We start from the raw sequence: 4,375 nt of genomic DNA on the forward strand, positions 1-4,375 counted from the left end.
CTTCACTGCAAGGACCTCATCGTTCAAAGGCGAGCGCGCCGCGCTCGGTCACCGCCCAGTCCAGTCTTTCATCCAGCGGCCCGGATGGCAATTCCGCCACCTGCTGCACCGCGAAGGCATAGCCGACCGCCAGGACGGGATCGCCGGCAGCACGCAGGGCGGCCAGGGTGGCATCGTAGAATCCGCCGCCCAGGCCCAGCCTGTGCCCCGCCCCATCGAAGCCGACCAGCGGCACGATCAGGATATCGGGCATCAGTACTGGCGCATCCGCAGGCGGCGCGGGAATCCCGAAGCGCCCGGCCGGCGGCGTGGTCGATATATCATCCCAGCGGCGGAAGACCAGCGGCTGCGCCTTCTGCGTGGCCACCCCGGGCAGCAGGAGGATCGTGCCACGCTGCTGCAAGGCCAGCATCAGCGGACGCGGATCAAGCTCATCCTCCATCGGCCAGTAGCCCGCCACGACCTGTCCCGCCCGCACCGGAATGGCGGCAAGGAACCGCTCGGCGGCCAGGGCGGCAATCGCCAGGCCATTGGCGGCATTCGCCGCGCGGCGACGCTGCCGCAGCTTCGCGCGCAGGGCAGCCTTGCGGCGATCAAGGTCGGGATCGGAATCGGGGATCATCAAGCGAGGTTGGCGGGAGGAAGCGGACGGGTCCACCCTGGCCGTTGGTATGAACTAACCTCTGTGGCCTGGCGTACCAGGTGGGCGCCGTATGATCGGAACCACGGTTCCGGCAGGGACAGCTCCCTAGAGATGAGCATTGGCCCCAGGGTTATGTAAACCTGACGCACCGGGCAGCGCCCGTCCTGCTCTTAATTTAGGTGCTCTCCAGCTTGGCGGCAATGTCTTCCAGCCGTTTTGCCAGCCCGACCAGGGCATCGGCGCCTTCCGTGGCGGTTTTCTGCTCCGCCTGGAAGGCCGCCACCTCCTGCCGCATGGCCGCCACGTCGCGCTGGGCCTGCTCCAGGTCGTCGGCGAGCGTCAGCGCCGTCATCAGCATCAACCGTGCCTCGCCGACCTGGCCGACCAGGGCCGCCAGTTCGCGCACGCGACCGTCCAGAACCTGCGACAGGCGGCGAACCTGATCTTCCTCGCCATCGTCGCAGCCGATCTCGTAGAGGCGGCTGTTGACCGTGACCTTTACCATAGCCATTGCAGCCTCCGTTCTCAGCCCAGATCTCAGCCTGGGACCTGGCTGTCGAGCGCCTGGCGCAGCCGCGCCATCGTCGCTTCCAGCCGCGCCGCGATGCCGGTCTGGAAGGCCTGCATCTCGCTTTGCGCGGCACGCGCCGCCGCCAGTTCCGCCTTCAGCGCCGTGATCTCGCCAGCGCCGCCGGGACTGCCGGGCGGGACAGCCATCGGGACAGCCGCATCCAGCCGCGCCTGGAGGGCATCGCGCTCGGTTTTCAGCGCGGCGATCTCGGCATCGGCAACGGCCTGCCGCGGTTCGCCCGGCCCGGAATCGCCCCGCTCGCCTTCCTCGCGCTGGATCTGCGCCAGTTCCTCGCGCAGGGCATCGACCAAGGCAGCGCGTTCACGCAGGCTGTCGGCTTCCTCGCGGGCGGCCTGCAGGTTCTCGCGCAGGGTTTTCAGTTCTGCGGCGGCCAGTCCATGCTGCTCGGCGAGGGCGCGGAAGGCGCTCACGCGCTGCGCCAGGGCGGCATCGAGACGCCGCACCGCCTGCTCCATCGCGGCAACCGCTGCGGAGACGCCAGTCTGCATAGGCTCTTTCTGCTGATTGGTGTTGTACGACAAACTTGATATGGAAGATAAACTTCGCGCTGTTGCAGCGTCAACCGAACCGCCCGGAAAAGCACCCGGATACCCAACGGTTTCAACCCCTCTTTGTTCCGGCCGCCTCATGTTGCCTTCCCTGCCGATGATCACCGATCCCTGGTTCTATGCCGCGGCCTTTCCCGCCGTGCTGATCGTGGGCCTGAGCAAGGGCGGCTTCGGCCCCGGTTCGGCGCTGATCGCGCTGCCGCTGATCAGCCTGCTGCTGCCGCCCCTGCAGGCGGCCGCCGTGATGCTACCCGTGCTGTGCGCCATGGATCTCGCAGGATTATGGGGATTTCGTGGCAAATGGGACCGCCGCTGCCTGCCCACCATCCTGACCGGCGGCCTGCTGGGCGTGGGCATCGGCACGCTGACGGCGCGCTGGGTCGACAACCAGGCGATCCAGCTGATCGTCGGCGCGGTGGCCGTGCTATTCCCGCTGCAGCGCTGGTTCGGCCGCATCAACGACACGCCGGCGCCGCACAGCCTGCCAAAGGGCCTGTTCTGGAGCGCCTGTTCCGGCTTCACCAGCTTCATCGCCCATGCCGGCAATCCGCCGCTGATGATCTACATGGTGCCGCTGCGGCTGGACAAAACCATCTTCATGGGCACCACGGTGATCTTCTTCGCCGTGATCAACTACGTGAAGCTGGTACCCTACTGGTGGCTGGGCCAGTTCACGCCGGCCAACCTGGGAACCTCGCTGATCCTCATTCCGGTGGCGATCGGCGGGGTCTATCTGGGCCTGTGGCTGCACCACAAGCTGAGCGACCGTCTGTTCTACCAGTCGGTCAACGCGATCATCTTCCTGTGCGGCCTAAAACTGCTGGCCGATGGGCTGGGGCTCAAATTCCCGTAGCACTGACAGACAACCCGCCGCGGCCGTTGCCGCCGGCGCATAAGCTGGTCTAGCCTGCCGCCAATCGCAAAGCCGCAGGTTCAGGCAGGGGGAAACGTATGAGCACGATTTACGACCGCGATCTGGACAAGAACCCGGCCAATTACGAGCCGCTCTCACCCCTGAGCTTCCTGCGCCGCACCGCCGAGGTCTTCCCTGGCCGGCTGGCCGTGGTGCATGGCCGGCTGCGCTATACCTATGCCGAGCTTTACGAACGCTGCCGCCGGCTCGCCTCGGCCCTGGAGAAGCGCGGCATCAGGCGCGGCGACACGGTGGCGATCATCGCCGCCAACACGCCGGCGCATCTGGAGGCGCATTTCGGCATTCCCGCCACCGGCGCGGTGATCAACGCCATCAATACCCGCCTCGACGCCGCCGCCATCGCCTTCATCCTGGAACACGGCGAGGCCAAGGTGCTGCTGACCGACCGGGAATACAGCGCCGTCGCCAAGGCCGCCGTGCATATGTCGAGCAACAAGCCGCTGCTGATCGATATCGACGATCATCTGTGCAGCACCGGCGAGCTGTTCGGCGAGATCGAATACGAGGATTTCCTCAAAGAGGGCGATCCGGACTGGGCCTGGCGCAACGTGGGCGATGAATGGGACGCCATCTCGCTGGGCTATACTTCGGGCACCACCGGCAACCCCAAAGGCGTGGTGACGCATCATCGCGGCGCCTACCTGAATGCCATGGGCAACGCGGTGACCTGGAACCTGCCCAAGCATCCAGTTTATCTGTGGACCCTGCCGATGTTCCATTGCGACGGCTGGTGCTTCCCCTGGACCATCACCATGCTGGCCGGCGTGCATGTCTGCCTGCGCAAGGTGGACCCGGCGCTGATCTTCGACAGTTTCGTCAACCAGGGCGTGACGCATTTCTGCGGCGCGCCCACCGTGCTGACCATGTTGATCAACGTGCCGGCCGACGTGAAGGCCAGGCTGAAGCCCGGCGTGAAATGCATGACCGCCGGCGCCGCCCCGCCGGCCGCGGTGCTGGCGGCAATGGAGAGCATGGGTTTCGACGTCACCCATGTTTACGGCCTGACCGAGGTTTACGGCCCTGCCGTGGTCTGCGACTGGCATGAGGAATGGGACAGGCTGGCGCTGCCCGACAAGGCGGCGATGAAGGCGCGCCAGGGCGTGCGTTACCACGTGGAAGAGGACGTCACGGTGCTCGACCCGAAAACCATGCAGCGCGTGCCGGAAGACGGCGAGACCATGGGCGAGATCATGTTCCGCGGCAATGTGGTGATGAAAGGCTACCTGAAGAATCCCAACGCCACACGGGAAGCCTTCGCCGGCGGCTGGTTCCATTCCGGCGATCTGGGCGTGCTGCACCCCGGCGGCTACATGCAGATCAAGGACCGCTCGAAGGACATCATCATTTCGGGTGGCGAGAATATCTCCACGCTGGAAGTGGAAGGCGTGCTGTACATGCACCCCGACATCCTGGAAGCCGCCGTGGTGGCGCGGCCCGACGCGCATTGGGGCGAAACCCCCTGCGCCTTCGTCACGCTCAAGGACGGCGCCAGCGCGACAGCCGACGACATCATCGCCTTCTGCCGCGAGCGGCTGGCCCGGTTCAAGGTGCCGAAGACCGTGGTGTTCAGCGCGCTGCCGAAAACCTCGACCGGCAAGATCCAGAAATTCGAGCTGCGCGAACAGGCCAGAAAACTGACCTGACCGCACAGGCGAATA

At 65.9% G+C, this 4,375-nt stretch carries 5 protein-coding genes and 1 other RNA gene; 2 read left to right on the forward strand and 4 right to left on the reverse strand.

Going from position 1 to position 4,375, the window contains the following annotated elements; genetic code table 11:
* Nucleotides 1-16: 16 nt before the first annotated feature.
* From Q1J79_RS03185 to Q1J79_RS03200, 4 genes are all read right to left on the reverse strand, one after another.
* Nucleotides 17-622: a 5-formyltetrahydrofolate cyclo-ligase gene (locus Q1J79_RS03185; protein WP_300296385.1), complete on the reverse strand. Its 606-nt coding sequence runs from the start codon at nucleotides 620-622 to the stop codon at nucleotides 17-19.
* Between the two features lie 25 nt (nucleotides 623-647).
* Nucleotides 648-805: non-coding RNA, 6S RNA (ssrS, locus tag Q1J79_RS03190), on the reverse strand.
* A 13-nt stretch (nucleotides 806-818) separates the two neighbouring features.
* Nucleotides 819-1,154, reverse strand: a complete 336-nt coding sequence (locus Q1J79_RS03195; RefSeq protein ID WP_300296388.1) for a cell division protein ZapA — start codon at nucleotides 1,152-1,154, stop codon at nucleotides 819-821.
* A 26-nt stretch (nucleotides 1,155-1,180) separates the two neighbouring features.
* Nucleotides 1,181-1,723 (reverse strand): hypothetical protein, encoded by a 543-nt coding sequence (locus Q1J79_RS03200; RefSeq protein WP_300296390.1) that lies wholly within the window; start codon nucleotides 1,721-1,723, stop codon nucleotides 1,181-1,183.
* A 139-nt stretch (nucleotides 1,724-1,862) separates the two neighbouring features.
* Here Q1J79_RS03200 and Q1J79_RS03205 point away from each other — a divergent pair, with 139 nt between their 5' ends.
* Nucleotides 1,863-2,636: a sulfite exporter TauE/SafE family protein gene (locus tag Q1J79_RS03205; protein WP_300296394.1), complete on the forward strand. Its 774-nt coding sequence runs from the start codon at nucleotides 1,863-1,865 to the stop codon at nucleotides 2,634-2,636.
* A gap of 98 nt (nucleotides 2,637-2,734) precedes the next feature.
* Entirely contained in the window at nucleotides 2,735-4,360 is a 1,626-nt protein-coding gene (locus Q1J79_RS03210; RefSeq protein ID WP_300296397.1) for an acyl-CoA synthetase, read from the forward strand.
* Nucleotides 4,361-4,375: the final 15 nt, after the last annotated feature.

Origin of the sequence: Ferrovibrio sp., assembly GCF_029255545.1 — a bacterium.
Lineage (GTDB): Bacteria > Pseudomonadota > Alphaproteobacteria > Ferrovibrionales > Ferrovibrionaceae > Ferrovibrio.